The 15,438-nt window shown below is 66.5% G+C and carries 16 protein-coding genes; 6 read left to right on the top strand and 10 right to left on the bottom strand.

Annotated features, from left to right (window positions below):
* The first annotated feature begins 3 nt into the window (after positions 1 to 3).
* Both gmk and MCIT9_RS01815 read left to right on the top strand, forming a co-directional pair.
* Positions 4 to 618: a guanylate kinase gene (gene gmk / locus MCIT9_RS01820; RefSeq protein WP_317705728.1), complete on the top strand. Its 615-nt coding sequence runs from the start codon at positions 4 to 6 to the stop codon at positions 616 to 618.
* 142 nt (positions 619 to 760) lie between these two features.
* Positions 761 to 1,519, top strand: coding sequence for a lytic transglycosylase domain-containing protein (locus MCIT9_RS01815; protein WP_317705727.1), 759 nt, complete (start codon positions 761 to 763; stop codon positions 1,517 to 1,519).
* A 10-nt stretch (positions 1,520 to 1,529) separates the two neighbouring features.
* Here MCIT9_RS01815 and MCIT9_RS01810 read toward each other — a convergent pair whose 3' ends face one another.
* From MCIT9_RS01810 to secA, 4 genes are all read right to left on the bottom strand, one after another.
* Complete coding sequence (locus MCIT9_RS01810) at positions 1,530 to 2,822, bottom strand: HDOD domain-containing protein (RefSeq protein WP_317705726.1); 1,293 nt, start codon at positions 2,820 to 2,822, stop codon at positions 1,530 to 1,532.
* A 117-nt stretch (positions 2,823 to 2,939) separates the two neighbouring features.
* Positions 2,940 to 3,926 (bottom strand): Nudix family hydrolase, encoded by a 987-nt coding sequence (locus MCIT9_RS01805; RefSeq protein ID WP_317705725.1) that lies wholly within the window; start codon positions 3,924 to 3,926, stop codon positions 2,940 to 2,942.
* A complete protein-coding gene (argJ, locus tag MCIT9_RS01800; protein ID WP_317705724.1) occupies positions 3,895 to 5,115 on the bottom strand; it encodes a bifunctional glutamate N-acetyltransferase/amino-acid acetyltransferase ArgJ in 1,221 nt (406 codons plus the stop codon). The genes MCIT9_RS01805 and argJ overlap by 32 nt, the downstream gene beginning before the upstream one ends.
* Positions 5,115 to 7,865: a preprotein translocase subunit SecA gene (gene secA, locus MCIT9_RS01795; RefSeq protein WP_317705723.1), complete on the bottom strand. Its 2,751-nt coding sequence runs from the start codon at positions 7,863 to 7,865 to the stop codon at positions 5,115 to 5,117. Before secA ends, argJ begins: the two co-directional genes overlap by 1 nt.
* Positions 7,866 to 7,998: 133 nt before the next feature.
* On the opposite strand from secA, the gene MCIT9_RS01790 reads away from it, so the two are divergent.
* The 4 genes from MCIT9_RS01790 (at position 7,999) to MCIT9_RS01775 (ending at position 10,677) form a co-directional block, all read left to right on the top strand.
* On the top strand, positions 7,999 to 8,454 hold the full coding sequence (locus tag MCIT9_RS01790) for a DciA family protein (RefSeq protein ID WP_317705722.1): 456 nt from the start codon (positions 7,999 to 8,001) through the stop codon (positions 8,452 to 8,454).
* The gene (locus tag MCIT9_RS01785; protein ID WP_317705721.1) at positions 8,451 to 8,969 is read left to right on the top strand and encodes a SprT-like domain-containing protein; all 519 of its coding nucleotides are present in this window, start codon (positions 8,451 to 8,453) and stop codon (positions 8,967 to 8,969) included. The genes MCIT9_RS01790 and MCIT9_RS01785 overlap by 4 nt, the downstream gene beginning before the upstream one ends.
* Entirely contained in the window at positions 8,954 to 10,075 is a 1,122-nt protein-coding gene (locus tag MCIT9_RS01780; protein WP_317705720.1) for a mechanosensitive ion channel family protein, read from the top strand. The genes MCIT9_RS01785 and MCIT9_RS01780 overlap by 16 nt, the downstream gene beginning before the upstream one ends.
* A gap of 71 nt (positions 10,076 to 10,146) precedes the next feature.
* A complete protein-coding gene (locus MCIT9_RS01775) occupies positions 10,147 to 10,677 on the top strand; it encodes a DUF2780 domain-containing protein (protein WP_317705719.1) in 531 nt (176 codons plus the stop codon).
* On the opposite strand, the gene MCIT9_RS01770 is transcribed toward MCIT9_RS01775, so the two are convergent.
* Genes MCIT9_RS01770 through MCIT9_RS01745 form a run of 6 tightly spaced genes read right to left on the bottom strand, consistent with a single transcriptional unit; the run spans position 10,678 to position 15,434 of the window.
* Complete coding sequence (locus MCIT9_RS01770; RefSeq protein ID WP_317705718.1) at positions 10,678 to 11,535, bottom strand: NAD(P)-dependent oxidoreductase; 858 nt, start codon at positions 11,533 to 11,535, stop codon at positions 10,678 to 10,680.
* Complete coding sequence (gene lipA, locus MCIT9_RS01765; RefSeq protein WP_317705717.1) at positions 11,532 to 12,527, bottom strand: lipoyl synthase; 996 nt, start codon at positions 12,525 to 12,527, stop codon at positions 11,532 to 11,534. Before lipA ends, MCIT9_RS01770 begins: the two co-directional genes overlap by 4 nt.
* Positions 12,511 to 13,182 (bottom strand): lipoyl(octanoyl) transferase LipB, encoded by a 672-nt coding sequence (lipB, locus tag MCIT9_RS01760; protein WP_317705716.1) that lies wholly within the window; start codon positions 13,180 to 13,182, stop codon positions 12,511 to 12,513. Before lipB ends, lipA begins: the two co-directional genes overlap by 17 nt.
* Positions 13,179 to 13,442 (bottom strand): YbeD family protein, encoded by a 264-nt coding sequence (locus MCIT9_RS01755; RefSeq protein ID WP_317705715.1) that lies wholly within the window; start codon positions 13,440 to 13,442, stop codon positions 13,179 to 13,181. Before MCIT9_RS01755 ends, lipB begins: the two co-directional genes overlap by 4 nt.
* Complete coding sequence (locus tag MCIT9_RS01750; protein WP_317705714.1) at positions 13,439 to 14,287, bottom strand: D-amino acid aminotransferase; 849 nt, start codon at positions 14,285 to 14,287, stop codon at positions 13,439 to 13,441. Before MCIT9_RS01750 ends, MCIT9_RS01755 begins: the two co-directional genes overlap by 4 nt.
* Entirely contained in the window at positions 14,280 to 15,434 is a 1,155-nt protein-coding gene (locus tag MCIT9_RS01745; RefSeq protein ID WP_317705713.1) for a D-alanyl-D-alanine carboxypeptidase family protein, read from the bottom strand. The genes MCIT9_RS01750 and MCIT9_RS01745 overlap by 8 nt, the downstream gene beginning before the upstream one ends.
* Positions 15,435 to 15,438 lie beyond the last annotated feature (4 nt).

Genomic DNA, 15,438 nt, shown 5'->3' with positions numbered 1-15,438 from the left:
ACCATGAGCAAAGGAACCCTTTTCATCGTTTCCGCGCCTTCCGGGGCGGGCAAGACCAGTCTGCTCAAACGCCTGCGGGAGGAGATGGACCGTCTGGTCATCTCGGTTTCCCATACCACCCGCCCCATCCGTCCGGGTGAGGTCGACGGGCGCGACTATCATTTCGTATCCCGCCAAGTTTTCGAACGCATGATCGCCGAGGGGGCGTTTCTCGAATACGCCAGGGTGTTCGACCACTACTACGGCACCGCCCGCCAGCCGGTGCTGGACGAGCTGGAGCGGGGCTACGACGTCATCCTGGAGATCGACTGGCAGGGGGCGCGTCAGATCCGGGAGAAACTGCCGGAGTGCCGCTCGATCTTCATTCTCCCCCCCTCCCGGGAGGTGCTGGAACAACGCCTGCGCCGGCGCGGCCAGGACAGCGAGGAAACCATCGCCCGGCGCATGCGCGACGCCAAGGCCGAGATCGCTCATTACGACGAATACGACTTTCTGGTCGTCAACGACGATTTCGATCAGGCCCTGAGCGCGCTCAAAAGCATCATCGTCGCCGACCGCCTGCGGCTGTCACGGCAACGGGAAGCATTGGCCGATCTGCTCAGGCAGTTGCTGGCCTGAAGTGTCAGAATTTTTTACAGCTGTCGGAAAGGATTACCGGAATTCGTGGGGTGGTATCGATTTTGCCCTTCGAATCAGCAGGACAATCACTTTGCGGACGGCGATGAAATCCTGGCAGTGTTGGGTTCTCCTGGGGTGTCTGTTGGTCTCCTGGCCGTCAAGGAGCCAGGAGGGTGGGCTGCCTGCCGCACGCTTGCGCCAGGCGGCCCACAGCTTCGAACTGGGAACCGCAGGACGGCAGGATCTGGGGCGGGCATACCGCCTTTACTGCCTTGCGGCCGCATTGCACGACCGCCGGGCCATGTTCCGCCTGGGCTGGCTCCGTTTCAACGGCCGGGGGGTGAAGCGCAATCCCCGCATCGCCCTGGGATGGTTTCGGCGCGCCGCCCGCCACGGTGACGGCTATGCCCTGCGGATGGTGCGCCGGCTGCGTGGTCTCCGGCCGGCCGCGGATCCGGGCTGTCCCCTGACCCGGGATCCCGGGCGTTTCGACAGCCGCCGGGTGGTTGCCTGGGCAAAGCTGCTGGGCACCGAACTGGGGGTCGACCCCCGTTTGGTGGTGGCGGTCGTCAAGGCCGAGTCGGATTTCAATCCCACCGCCCTGTCCCCCAAGCTGGCCTACGGGCTGATGCAGCTGATGCCGGAGACGGCTCGGCGTTTCGGGGTGAACCGGTTCGATCCGGTGGAGAATCTGATCGGCGGGGCGCTCTATCTGCACTGGCTGCTGCGCCATTTCAAAGGCGACGTGGGGCTTGCGCTTGCGGCCTACAACGCGGGGGAAGCGGCGGTCCGGCAGCACCGGGGCATTCCACCCTATCGGGAAACCCGCCGCTACGTGCGGAAGATCCTGGCGGACTACCGCCGCCGGCGCCACGCGATCCCCCGGCCGCTGCGCTTCTGAGCCTGCGGCTTCAGCGCAGCAGCGCCAGCGTTTCCTGGATCTCGGCCTTGGCCTCGTGTAACACCTTGAGGGAATATTCCGGTGACAGGCGGCCGTCGCGCAGTTTCTGGCCCGCCGGGATGGCGCTGATCATGGGAACCTGATCCCGTTGGCCCTGTTCCATGCAGTAATGCAATTTGGACAGCATCACCAGGTCGCTGAGGGTCAGTTCAGGGCCGCTGTCGTAGTGCCAGGCCTCGGCCAGCAACGGCACCTGAGCGAGTTCGTCGGCAAATCCCCAGGTTTTCAGGAGGTAGTGTCCGACAGGTCCCATAACGGCCTTCAGGGTCCGGTCCAGATCTTCCTCGGTATAGTGGTCCCGGGGAAAGTCGCTGACGAACACCAGGAAGGGAATGGCGCCGATCTCGCAGATCAGCCCGGCCAGCAATGCCTCTTCCGGATCGGGCCAGCGATTGTCCTTGGCAAGCACGTAAGTCAGGGCGGAGAGATGCAGCCCGTCCCGCCAGATCCGTTGCATCCGTTTCCGCAGCCGGGGATCGCGGCACTGGAACAAATCCTTCAGGCACAACGACATCACCAGATTGCAGGTGGCCTTCAGTCCCAGGCGGTTGACCGCCTCCAGGCAGTTGGTCACCGGCCTGGCCGCCAGGTACAGGGGGCTGTTGGCAACCTGGATGAGGCGGGCGGCGACGCTGGCATCCAGCTGGACGATCTTGGCCGCTTCGGCGACGCCGATGTCGTCCCAGTCGATGGCCCGGCGCAGGCGCGCGGCAATGTCTGGCAGCATCGGCAGTTTCGTTTCCTCGTCGGTCAGATATTGGCAGAAAGCCTGATAGAGGGTGGTTTTGCGCATCCAGTCCGGGACGTCCCAGTTTTCCGGCTGCGACAGGCGGTCGTCGTCAAGGACCAGATTCTTGTGCATGACGCGGGCGGAGACCCGCAGAACCTCGACGTCGGTTTTGGCGATGGCGGTGGCCTTGTGGGTGTCTCCGTGGGACAGGGGGAAGCGGGATTTGGCCGAGCCGGCGACGACCTCGTATTCCTGGCTTTCGCCCAGGACCATCGTCACCGTGCCGTTCAGCAGATAGAGCACGGTGTCCTCCGGGGTGCCCGCTTCGAAGAGGATGGAGCCGGCGCCGTAGGTTTCCGTGCTCTGGTTCAGGGAGAAGGCGAGCAACTCCTCCTCGGACAGGTTGCGGATCGGGATCAGTTGCTGCAGCTCCGCCAGCGTCACCGGTCTGGGAGCGAGAGTGGCAGCCGGTTTGCGCCGGGTGCCGGCTTTTTTCAACAGGCGTTTCAGCATGGAAGACACCTTTAAAATGCCGTTCCAGATCGGCAGGGCGGTTCTTTGTCGAAGAAACTCACTGGCATGGCAGGCTCAAAAAGAAAATTCTGGCGCGGTGCCAATAGCTCGTCTCCTTCAAGTGTAGTTGAATTCGCGTTCCGGAAGAAAAGCACGGATGCCTGCCAGGCCGCGGGCGCCGCAGCGGCGCGCCCGGCTCAGATGCCGCTGCTTCAACCCCCCGAGGAGGTAAACCGGAAGATTGACCTGCTGCAGCCAGTCGCCAGCGGTATCCCAGCCTAGGGGACGGGCGTCGGGATGGGTGGGCGTGGCCAGGACGGGGGAGAGGACGGCGAAATCCAGCCCCAGGGACTGGGCCTGCTGAAGCTCGGCCAGGGTGTGACAGGCCGCGGCGACCCAGCGCCAGCCCGCCGGCCGCTGGCGGCAGCGTGCCAGGGCAGTGCGGTCCAGGTGCAGCCCCAGCCCCAGCCCCGGAGCGGGGGGGATTTCGAGATCAGCGCGCAGCATCAGCGTGGCGCCGGCCTGCCGGACCCGGGGCAGGAAGCGCTCCAGCAGCTTGCGGTAAGCTTCAGGATCGAGGTCCCGGGCCCGCCAGTAGATGAGCGTATGCTCTGTCGCCAGCAGGTGCTCGAGCCAGTATTGATAACGCGCTGCCGTCCGTCCGCCTTCGAGGATGGGATAGCGGGGCGGCAGGCGCAGGGCGGTGACGATGGGGCGGTCGGCGGCCGGCAGGGGATGGCGGTCCAGTTCCTCCAGCGCCACCCAGGCCAGGGGTTGGTTTTCCCGGCCTTCGGGAATGCCCTCGAAGCCGGTGACTTCGAAAACGTCGAGCAGGACAGAGCGGTCCGGATAGCGGTGGCGGACCTGGATCAGGGGTTCGGCGGCGGTCACGGCGATCCCCAGTTCTTCGGCCAGCTCCCGGATCAGCGCCTGGCGGGCGGTTTCCCCCGGCTCGCACTTACCGCCGGGAAATTCCCACAACCCCCCCTGATGGACGTGCTGCGGCCGCCGGCTCAGCAGCACCCGCCTGCAGGCGTCTCGGATCACGCCGGCGGCGACGTGGGGCCAAGGGTCAGGTGCGGTATTCGGCGTTGATGCGGACATAGTCGTAGGACAGGTCGCAGGTGAGGATTTCCGCCCCGGCCTGTCCCCGTCCCAGCAGAATGCGGACGCCGATCTCGTCACGCGCCATCACTTGCTGCCCGGCCGCTTCGGTGTAGTCCGGGTCGCGGCCGCCGGCGCGGACGATGCGCACCGCGTCGAGCCAGATCTCCACCCGGCCGATGTCCAGACCCTCGATGCCGGCGCGTCCCACCGCGGCCAGGATCCGCCCCCAGTTGGGGTCGCCGGCGAAGAAGGCGGTCTTGACCAGGGGAGAGTTGGCGACGGTGAAGCCGACCCGGCGGGCCTCGTCCTGATCTGCGGCTTGTTCCACCCGGATGCGGATCAATTTGGTCGCGCCCTCGCCGTCGCGGACGATGGCCTCGGCCAGCTCGCGGCAGACCCGGGTGACCGCAGCGGCGAACCCGCCCCAGTCGGGATGGGCAGGGGCCAAGGGGGAAGTGCCGGCCTGGCCGGTGGCCATGAGAACGCAGGCATCGTTGGTGGAGGTGTCGCCATCGACGGTGATGGCGTTGAAACTGACTGCCACCGCTTCCCGGAGCAGGGTCTGGAGCGCGGCCGGATCGACGCGGGCGTCGGTGCCCACGTAGGCCAGCATGGTGGCCATGTTGGGGGCGATCATGCCGCTGCCCTTGGCGATGCCGGCGACCGTGACCGGCCGGCCTTCGATGCTGCAGGTGGCTGCCGCGCCCTTGGGTCGGGTATCGGTGGTCATGATCGCCCGGGCCGCCGCTTCCCAGCCGGCGGCATCGAGCCGGGCCAGGGCAGCGGGGAGGGCGGCGGTCAGCTTCACCACCGGCAGGGGTTCGCCGATGACGCCGGTGGAAAAAGGCAGGACCTGACGGGGTGTGCCGCCGGTCAGTTCCGCCAGGGCGGCGCAGGTGGCGCGGGCGGCCGCCAGCCCCTCGGTGCCGGTGCCGGCGTTGGCGTTGCCGGCGTTGATCACCAGCCAGCGGATGTCGCCGCCGTGCGCCAAGTGTTCCCGGGCCACGCGGACAGGAGCGGCGCAGAAGGCGTTGCGGGTGAAGGTGGCCGCCACTGCAGTGCCCGGGGCCAGTTCGATGACGGTGAGATCGTCAGCCTCAGACTTGCGGATGCCGGCATGGGCCGTACCCAGGCGGATGCCGGCGATGGCCGGCATGGCGGGAAAGGTGTCGGGGCCGACCGCCATCAGCTCAGCCTGCCGTGGCAGTGCTTGTACTTTTTGCCGCTGCCGCAGGGGCAGGGTTCGTTGCGGCCGATCTTGCGCCCCGCGCGCACGAAGGGCTTCTGCTCCACCGCCACTCCGCCGTTGTCTTCCTCCAGCAGCGCCGTGGCTTCCTCTTCCTCGAGGGGGGCGATTTCGGCGTGCTCGAAGTGCATTTCCTGCGGGGTCTCCTCGCGGCGTTGCTCGTCGATGACCTCCACATCGGCCTCGCTCTGGACCTGCACCCGCGACAGGGTGCTGACGGTTTCGTGCTTGATGTTGTCGAGCATCGACTTGAACATCTGGAACGCCTCGCGCTTGTATTCCTGCTTGGGATCGCGCTGGGCGTAGCCGCGCAGGTGGATCCCCTGGCGCAGGTGGTCCATGGCCGCCAGGTGCTCCTTCCAGGCGTGGTCGAGGATCCGCAGCATCACCGATTTCTCGAACTGGCGCAGGACCTCGGGACCGACCTGCCGTTCCTTCTCCTTGTAGCGCTGCTCCGCCGCCTGGATGATCGCTTCCTTGAGATCCTCGATCTGCAGGTTGGGGTCCGCCTCCAGGCGCTGCCTGACCGGGAAGTCGAGGTCGAAGTCGTTTTTGAGGGTCTGTTCCAGCCCGTCCAGGTCCCACTGTTCCTCGAAGCTCTGGGGCGGGATGTGCTTGTCCACCACTTCGGCGATCACGTCGCGGCGGACGGCGTCGAGGATGTCGCTGATGTCCTCGGCCTCCAGCAGTTCGTTGCGGAGTTCGTAGATCACCTTGCGCTGGTCGTTGGCGACGTTGTCGTATTCGAGCAGCTGCTTGCGGATGTCGAAGTTGTGGGCCTCGACCTTGCGCTGGGCGTTTTCGATCGCCTTGGTGACCCAGGGATGTTCGATGGCCTCGCCTTCCTCCATGCCGAGGCGCTGCATCAGGGCGGCGACGCGGTCGGAGGCGAAGATCCGCATCAGGTTGTCCTGCAGCGACAGGTAGAAGCGGGTCGAGCCCGGGTCCCCCTGCCGTCCGGAACGGCCGCGCAGCTGGTTGTCGATACGGCGCGACTCATGGCGTTCGGAACCGATCACGTGAAGGCCGCCGGCGGCCACCACCTGGTCGTGACGCTGCTGCCATTCCCGGCGCACCTTTTCCTTGGCTTCCTCCGGGGCGTCCTCGCCCAGTTGGGCCAGTTCCGCTTCCAGATTGCCGCCGAGGACGATGTCGGTGCCGCGGCCGGCCATGTTGGTGGCGATGGTCACCGCCCCCGGACGGCCTGCCTGGGCGATGATCTGGGCCTCGCGCTCGTGCTGCTTGGCGTTGAGCACTTCGTGCGGGATCTTGCGGCGCTTGAGCAGTTGGGACAGGTACTCGGAATTTTCGATCGAGGTGGTGCCCACCAGCACCGGCTGGCCGCGTTTGTGGCAGTCCTCGATGTCCTTGACGATGGCGTCGTACTTCTCCTGGGCGGTGAGATAGACCAGATCGCTGTGGTCCTTGCGGATCGCCGGCCGGTGGGTCGGGATCACCACCACTTCCAAGCCGTAGATCTGATGGAACTCGTACGCCTCGGTGTCGGCGGTGCCGGTCATCCCCGCCAGCTTCTCGTAGAGGCGGAAGTAGTTTTGGAAGGTGATCGATGCCAGGGTCTGGTTCTCCTGCTGGATCGGCACCCCCTCCTTGGCCTCGATGGCCTGGTGCAGTCCCTCGGACCAGCGCCGCCCCGGCATGATGCGGCCGGTGAACTCGTCGACGATGATAACCTCACCGTCCTTGACGATGTAGTCCACGTCCCGGTGGTAGAGGGCGTGGGCCCTCAGGGCCGCGTTTAGATAGTGGAGCAGGCGGATGTTGTTGGCGTCGTAGAGGCTTTCACCCGCCTGGATCAGGCCGTGTTCCACCAGCAGCCTTTCCACCTTCTCGTGGCCGCGCTCGGTGAGGAAGACCTGTTTGGTCTTCTCGTCCACGGTGTAGTCGCCGGGCTTGGTAACCTCCTCTTCCTTTTCCCCGCCTTCCTGTTTCTCCAGCTGGGGCACCAGTTGGTTCATCTTCACATAGAGGTCGGTGCGTTCCTCGGTGGGGCCGGAGATGATGAGCGGGGTACGGGCCTCGTCGATGAGGATCGAGTCCACCTCGTCGACGATGGCGTAATGATGGCCGCGCTGGACCTGCTCGGCCTTGCTGAAGGCCATGTTGTCGCGCAGGTAGTCGAAGCCGAATTCGTTGTTGGTGCCGTAGGTGATGTCGGCCGCATAGGCCTCACGGCGCTGGGCCTGGTCCATGTTGCTGACGATCACTCCCACCTTCATGCCGAGGAACTGGTACAGCTTGCCCATCCACGCCGCATCGCGCCGGGCCAGGTAGTCGTTGACCGTGACCACGTGCACGCCCTTGCCGGGGATGGCGTTGAGGTAGGCCGCCAGCGTCGCCACCAGGGTCTTGCCTTCGCCGGTGCGCATCTCGGCGATCTTGCCGTCGTGGAGCACCATGCCGCCGATGAGCTGGACGTCGAAGTGGCGCATGCCGAGCACCCGGCGGCCGGCCTCGCGCACCGTGGCGAAGGCTTCCGGCAGCAGGTCGTCGAGGCTTTCGCCGTCCTGATGGCGCTTTCTGAATTCGTCGGTCTTGGCGCGCAACTGGGCGTCGCTCAGGGCCTGGAACTGCGGCTCCAGGGCGTTGATCTTGTCGACGATCTTGCGTTTCTGACGGATGATGCGGTCGTTGCGCGACCCGATGACTTTCTTGACCAGCTTGCCTAGCATTGTGGTTAAATTCCGAGATTGATGGGAACGGCGACCCGTTGACTGCCCGCCATTTTACCTTACCGGAGAGGCGGGCCGGAAACCGGATCATCGCCTTTTTGGACGCTTCAACCTTAAAAACGTTCAGGAAATGGTGGCCGGAAAATCCCCCAGGCCGGTACGTGACTGGCTCCGCAGCGCGGCCGGAAACCGCGGCCTGCAGGGCCGCCTGGCGCTGCATCAGCGGCTTTTGACGGCGCTGCGCCAGTGTTTGCCGTCAGCCCTGCGCGATCATTGCCTGGCCTGCGTGTTCGGGCGCGACGGGACGCTGATCCTCTACACCGATTCGCCGGCCTGGGCCACGCAGTTGCGCTATCTTCAGCCCCGCCTGTTGCCTGCGCTGACGGCCATCGCGCCCGTCACCCGACTGCGGACCCGGGTGCTGCCGCCGTCACCTCCGCCCGCCATGGCGGCGGCGCAACCGCGCGTGCCGCCGCCGGAAATCGTCGCCCAGCTGCGCCAGCAGGTCGCCTGGGTGGCGGACGAGGGGGTGCGCACCTCCCTGCTGCGGTTGCTGGAGACCTGGTGCTCTGAGGGGGGTGAGGGATGACGCCATTACCGGAAACACCCCGGATCACACCAATTTATCAGCGTCTCGGTGAATTGCTGGCGCTTGCGGCGGGGCATTTCCGCTGGCAGGTGCTGCCGGCCTTCGAGGTGGCCTTCGACCTCAGAGGCAAGGCGGCCGGGCAGATGGTCGCCGGTCGCGGCGGGGTGCGTCTGCGCTTCAATCCGGTGCTGATGCGGCAGAATTGGGAGGATTTCCTGCATAGGGTGGTGGCCCACGAACTGGCCCACGCGGTGGTCTGGTGGCAATACGGCAGGCGGGCCAAACCGCACGGACCGGAATGGCAGGCGGTGATGCGACTGTTCGGTCTGGAACCGCAGCGTTGCCACGATTACGACGTCGCCGGGGCCCAGGCCCGCCGCCTGCAACGGTTCCGCTACCGCTGCGGCTGCCGCGAGCACGAGCTGACCTCGATCCGCCACGGGCGGATTCAGCGGGGGGAACGGGAATACGTCTGCAAATCCTGCGGGCAGCGGCTGGAATGGACGGGCGCTTGAACTGGGACCGGCTGGCCGGCCTCCTGGAGCGGGTCGATGGCCTGACCTGGGGGGTTGTCGCCGTCAATCTGGTGTTGATTCTGTTCGCCCGCCATCTGGTGCGTCTGGCCTCCGGTCATGACACGCCACCGGCCCTGCTGCGTCTGCGGGTGCATGTGTTCCAGAGCCTGAACCTGGCCATCGTCCTGGGTTTCGTCTATTGGCATTTCTTCAGCGGCGACGCCCAGGGGCACTGGGCGCGGACCGCCCTGGGAATCCTGGTTCTGATCTACTTGGCCTATCTGGTGGCCCATCTGCTGGGGATCTGGATTCTGCGCCGCTTTGGGAAACGCAAACAGATCCGGGGGGAGTGGCGCTGGGTGGAAACCTACCAGTCGCGCCTGTTGACGCTGGTGTCCCGTCTGCTCGTGTTCGTGGTCACGCTCATCACCCTGGTGCGGATGCTGGGTTTCGAATCGTTGCTGGAGGCCGGCGGCGTTCTGGGATTCATCGGCGTGCTGCTAGCCATGACTCAGGCCACCTGGGCGCCGGATTTGTTCAGCGGCCTGATTCTGCTCAACAGCAATGTGCTGGAGGAGGGGGATGTGCTCCGTATCGGTGGGGAGGATGGCTTCCTGGGGGTGGTGTTCAAGACCAAGATGTTCCACACCGAGATTCTCGACCTGGTGGCCAACCACCGCCTGCTGGTGCGCAATGCCGCCCTGCGGGACCGGGTGATCCACAACCTTTCCAAGTTCGCCTCCGCCCGCGGCGTCCGCGACCGGCTGGCTTTCAACATCGGTTATGACGTTTGCCCCGCGCAGGTACGGGCGATGCTGGAAGACGCCTGGAGCCAAGTGGTGGAGGACCAGGCGGAGGGGGTGGAAATCCAGTTTCCTCTGGAGACGGGGTTGGAGAACACCGGCGATCACGCCCTCGAATGGGGGTTGTTCTACTACACCAAGACCCCGGAACGGATCCCGGCAATACGGCGAACCCTCAACGAATATGTCCTCGAGGCGGCCAATCGTCACGGGATTTCCCTGGCCACCCCACTCACCCATGAAGTGCGGCTGCAGGGCAAAGATGTGGCGCCGGAGTTGGGTCCTGACCGGCGGGCAGGGTAGAATCCCATTTTGTATCAACCAAACGGGGTCAAAAAATGCGTTGATATGCCATTCTGCCCGCACTGGCGGGAATGAGTCTTGCCGTAGGCTGTGCCGGTCAGGGAGGAAATTCCGGGGCGGCAGCGGCCGCAGGTGTGAACGGTTGGGGCAATGCCGTCCAGTCGGCAGCGAATGTCAGCCAGGCCAGCGGGCGCAGCGGAGCCGCCCTGCGCACGGCCGGATCGCTCGCCGGTCACCCCCTGGTACAGCAGCTGACCCGGCAGCTGGGGGACGCGCCGGAGCAGGCCGCCGGCGGTGCCGGCTTGTTGTTCCAGACCGCCAGACAAAGGATGGCGCCGGAACAGTTCAAGGCTTTGGAGCACTCGGTGCCGGGCGTGGACCGGCTGATGGCGGCGGCACCCCAGACCGGCGGCCTTTCCTCGCTCATGGGGGGCGCCGGCAGTACGGTGAATCAGGCCGCCAATCTGATTCAGGGTTTCAGGCAACTGAACCTGTCTTCCGACATGGTCAACCAGTTCATCCCGGTGGTGGTGAATTACGTCAAGGAAACCGGTGGCAACGCCCTGGCCAGCGCCCTGCAGGCGGCGCTGGTAGGCGGTTGATCAGGGTTCGTTCCCGGTCACCGTTTCGAAGACGCAGGAATAGTCCTCGAAACGGTGATGTTGCAGGGCCTGGCGGTACAGGGCTGCGGCGGCCGCCGGCAGCTTTCCTTCGAGACCCTGGGCTTCGGCCAGGAACAGGTCGATGTCCTTGACCAGGTGTTCGGTGGGGAAGTTGGGATCGGCGTAGTCGTGGACCAGCATCCTCGGAAGTTTCTTGTCGAAGGTGGGAGCGTACAGGGCGCTGGCGCGGAGGATGTCCATGAAGGTGTCCACCGGCACCTGGTGCTTTTGCACGAAGCCCTGGGTGGTGGCGAAGGCCGTCGTCAGGGTGGCGATGAGCTGGTTGAGGGCGAGCTTGAGGGCCGCCGCCTGTCCCACCGGGCCGATCAGGCGGATTTCCTTGCCGAGGATGGCCAGCAACGGCCGCACAGTGTTGAAATCGCTGTCACGGCCGCCGGCCATGATGATCAGGGTGCCGGCCTTGGCCTCGGGAATGCTGCCGAGGACTGGCGCCTCCAAATAGCGTCCGCCCGCCGCCTCGACCTGCGCTGCCAGGCGCTGGCTCTGTTCCACCCCCAAGGTGGCCATCTGCACCAGGATTCTGCCCTCCAGCGGCAACCCCGTCAGCACGCTTTCGGTGACGGGGTAATCGCTGAAGGTGGTGAACACGATCCCGGCCGGGGTCATCGCGGCCGCCGCTGTGGGTTCGGGACGGACGCCGGCGGCGGCCAGCGCTTCGGCTTTCGCGGGAGTGCGGTTCCAGGCGTGGACGGCGAAACCGTGCTGCGCCAGACGGGCGGCCATCGGCGCGCCCATCAGGCCGGTGCCGAGCCAGGCGATGACGGGGCGGTCGCTCATGCTTCCTCTCCTTTGGGGGTTACTGCAAAGAGGGCCCGGGCCTGCTGGTCGGCGTGATAGGAGGAGCGCACCAGGGGGCCGGAGGCCACCTGGCGGAAGCCCAGGTTCCGGGCGTGTTCGGCCAGGCGGTCGAATTCCTCCGGCGGTACGTAGCGGCGCACCGGCAGGTGGTCCGGCGACGGTTTCAGGTACTGCCCCAGGGTCAGCATCTCCACGCCGTGGCGGCGAAGATCCTCGAGCACGGCGACGATTTCCGCTTCCGTCTCCCCCAGCCCCAGCATCAGGCCGGATTTGGTGGGAACCGCCAGTGTTTCTTTGGCCGCCTGCAGCAGCCGCAGCGATCCCTGGTAGTCGGCACCGGGGCGGGCCTGACGATAGAGGCGGGGGACGGTTTCCAGATTGTGGTTGAAGACGTCCGGCGGCTGGCGGGCCAGCAGCGCCAGGGCCTTGTCCTCGCGGCGGCGGAAGTCCGGGGTGAGGATCTCGACAAGGGTGTCCGGGGTCTGGGCGCGGAGGGCGGCGATACAGGCGGCGAAGTGGCCGGCGCCGCCGTCGCGCAGGTCGTCACGGTTGACCGAGGTGATCACCACGTAGCGCAGCCCCAGTTCGGCCACGGCCCGGGCCAGGTGCTGCGGTTCTTCGGGGTCGGGCGGTTGCGGCCGGCCGTGGGCGACGTCGCAGAAGGGGCAGCGGCGGGTGCACAGGTCGCCGAGGATCATGAAGGTGGCGGTGCCGTGGCCGAAGCATTCCCCCAGGTTGGGGCAGGCGGCCTCCTCGCACACGCTGCTGAGGCGGTGCCGGCGCAGCAGGCGCTTGACCCGGACCACGTTGGGATCGCTGGCGATGCGGATGCGCAGCCAGGCCGGCTTGCGCAGGGGGGCTGCGGCCGGTTCCACCTTCACCGGGATCCGCGCCAGTTTGGCGGCGCCGCGCTGGTGGGTGTCGGGGCGGCGGCGTGAGGGGGCGCGCAGTTCGTCAAGCGGGTCGGTCATGGCGGATGTCCTCGTCGGGCAGGTTGTCAAGGCGGGTGCTGACGGACGCCAGGCCCAGGCGCTCCAGCAGCGCGGCCAGCAGGGGCACGGCTGCCTCGTGGACCCCGGCGCCGACGCCGAGATCGGCCAGCCGGGTCATGGCCAGGCCGCGGTAGCCGCAGGGGTCGATGCGCTGGAACGGGGCCAGATCCAGATCGACGTTGAGGGCGAGACCATGGTAACTGCAGAAGCGCCGCACCCGGATGCCGAGGGAAGCGATCTTGGCGCCGTCCACATAGACGCCGGGGGCGTCGCGGCGGGCGTGGCCGGCGATGCCGTACTGGCGCAGCACGTCGATGGTGGCGGTTTCCAGGGCGGTGACCAGGTCGCGCACGCTCAGACCCGAGCGCGCCAGATCCAGCAGCGGGTAAGCGATCAGCTGGCCGGGACCGTGATAGGTGATGAGGCCGCCGCGATCGGTGGCGATTACCGGGATGTAGCCGATGCGGCGCAGGGCGCGGTCGCCGCGCACCCCGACGGTGTAGACGGGTTCGTGCTCCAGGAGCCAGATTTCGTCTTCGGTCTCCCGGGTGCGGGCGGCGGTGAAGCGCTGCATCGCCCGCCACACCGGCAGATAGGGGCGTCGTCCCAGCCAGCGCAGCCGTACCGTGTTCACAGGGTCATGACCACGTCAGGGTGGGCCCGCAGTTCGGTGTACAGGGCTTCGAGCTGCGCGCGGCTGCGGGCGCGGATGGTGACGGTGACCACGGTGTATTTGCCGTTGCGGCTGGGGCGGGTGGTCACCGCGTTCTCGCGCAGGTCGCCGGCGTGTCGGCGGACGATGCTCACCACGTCCAGTTCGAAAGCCTCGGTGCCGGGGCCGAAGGCCTTGACCGGCCACTCGCAGGGAAATTCCAGTCCGGTGACTTGGCTCATGGCGCTTGCTCGCGGAAACGGCGCTTGTAGTCCTGAAACGCCCGGTAAAGACGGCGCCACAGCGGGCCGGGGCGGCTGTCCCCCACCGCCTCGCCGTCCAGTTCCACCACCGGCACCAGCTCGCGGGTGGAGCTGGAAAGCCAGATTTCCTCGGCGCGGGCCAGCTCGGCCGCGTCCAGATCGCGCTCCTGGCAGGGAAGTGCCAGTTCCCGGGCCAGTTCCAGGATCAGGTCGCGGGTGACGCCCGGCAGCAGGTGCGGCCCTTTGGCCGGGGTGACAATGACGCCGTCGACAACGGCGAAGACATTGCTGGCGGCACCCTCGGTGATGCGGCCGTCGCGGATCAGGATTGCCTCCTGGCAGCCGCGTTCCGTTGCCTCCTGGCGCAGGAGGACGTTGGCGAGCAGGGTGATGGCCTTGATGTGGCACCACTGCCAGCGGATGTCCTCGTGGGTGATGGCTTTGGCCGGTGCGGGGGCGGCGGTGCCGATGGCGAAGGCCCAGGCCAGCACCGTCGGTTCCACGACCGGCGGAAACGCGTGGTCGCGTTTCGGCGCCACCCCGCGGGTTACCTGGAGATAGACCGCCTGGTCGGCAGCGCCGTCGAGCAGCTCGGTCAGGATCTCCCGCCACTGCGCCCGCGTCAGGGGCGGCTCAAGGCGGATGGCGCGCAGGCTGTTTTCAAGCCGCTCAAGATGCTGGTCGAGGCGGAACAGACGGCCGCCGTAGGCGGGAATGACCTCGTAGACCCCGTCGCCGAACAGAAAGCCGCGGTCGAGCACCGGCACCCGGGCCTGGCTCAGGGGCAGAAACTGACCGTTGAGATAGGCGCGCGTATCATTCATGGCCGCGCTCCGTCCGCCACTGATCGAACAACAGCCAGCCTTCGTCGATGAGGCGGCTGGCCAGCCCCCCTTCAGGCGCGTCCTCCAGGGCGACCAGCGAATGCTCGGCGATGGTTTCGTCCCCCAATTTGACCTTGAGCACGCCGACCGTCTGACCCTTGGCGACCGGGGCGGTCAGCCACGGCTCCACGACGATTTCGCTCTCCAGGGCGTCGGCCTTGTCTTTGGGGATGGTGACGTACACCGGGGCGCTGACCCCGACCGGCAGGGTCTTGCGGTCACTCTTGTAGACTCTGACCTCCTCCAGGGGCTTGCCGGCATCCACCAGACGGCGGGTGAAGAAGAAGCGGAAGCCGTAGTTCAGCAGCGCCTGGGAGGCGCCGGCGCGGGCGTTCTCGCTGGCGGTGCCCATCACCGCCGAAATCAGCCGCTGGTCGCCACGCTTGGCCGAGGCCACCAGACAGTAACCGGCCTCCTCGGTATGGCCGGTCTTGACGCCGTCCACTGTGGGATCGCGCCACAGCAGCAGGTTGCGGTTGCGTTGGGTGATGCCGTTGTAGGTGAACTGCTTGAGTTTGAACCACTTGTAATACTGGGGAAATTCCCGGATCAGCGCCCGGGTCAGGACGCCCAGGTCGTGGGCGGTGGTGTAGTGGTCCGGGTCCGGCAGGCCGGTGCTGTTGACGTAGTGGGTGTCGGTCAGCCCTAAGCGCCGGGCGTGCTGGTTCATCAGTTCGGCAAAGGTGCGTTCGTCCCCGGCGATGTGCTCGGCCAGGGCGATGCTGGCATCGTTGCCCGACTGGACGATGATCCCCTTGAGCAGATCCTCGACCCGGACCTGCTTGCCCACTTCGATGAACATCCGCGAGCCCGGCGCCCGCCAGGCCTTCTCGCTGACGGTCACCTTGTCGTCGAGCTTGAGATTGCCCTGTTCCAGCTCATGGAAGGCGACATAGACGGTCATGATTTTGGTCAGGCTCGCCGGCGGCAGGCGCATCGTGGCCGCCTTGCCGGCCAGGGCGCTGCCGCTGTGGAAATCGATCAGCTGGTAGCTCTTGGCCGCCAGCTGAGGCGGTGGGGGGATCACCGCCCGGGCCGGCAGTGCCAGCCACAACAGGGGAAGCAGGAACGGAAGAAGTCGTCGCATGGCG

This window comes from Methylomarinovum caldicuralii, from assembly GCF_033126985.1.
GTDB classification, from domain to species: Bacteria; Pseudomonadota; Gammaproteobacteria; order Methylococcales; family Methylothermaceae; genus Methylohalobius; species Methylohalobius caldicuralii.
This window is presented reverse-complemented; position numbering and strand designations above follow the sequence as displayed.